This window comes from Streptomyces sp. BE303 (genome assembly GCF_036290945.1).
Lineage (GTDB): Bacteria > Actinomycetota > Actinomycetes > Streptomycetales > Streptomycetaceae > Kitasatospora.
On record NZ_JAQYWZ010000372.1, the window covers coordinates 1 to 328 of the forward strand.

General features: G+C 69.8%; 1 protein-coding gene. It reads right to left on the reverse strand.

Going from position 1 to position 328, the window contains the following annotated elements; genetic code table 11:
• Nucleotides 1-294: hypothetical protein (locus PUR56_RS06220; RefSeq protein ID WP_443034441.1), on the reverse strand; the 294-nt coding region annotated here is incomplete at its 3' end.
• Between the last annotated feature and the right edge of the window lie 34 nt (nt 295-328).

The window sequence follows — 328 nt, forward strand, 5'->3', positions numbered from 1 at the left end:
CCGCGGGAGTACCGCCAGCGGCTGCTCGCCAAGGAGCTGCGCTCGCGGCGCCCGCTCGCCCCGACGCAGGCCCCGCAGGACCCCGCCCGCGCCAAGGCCGAGTGCGACGGAAAAACCAACAGCCAGCGCATCAAGCGCATCCGCCACCAGAAACTCCAGACCAACATCAACACGATGTGCCACGGCGCCCACCACCACATACCCCCCACCCATCACGCCCCCCACGCCCGCCAGAACCACCTCCACCCCCGGAAAGCCAACAACCGCCTCGACCCTGGGCGTCTTCACCACCATCCGCGAGGGCTTCGAGCGCTTCGGCGACGAGATC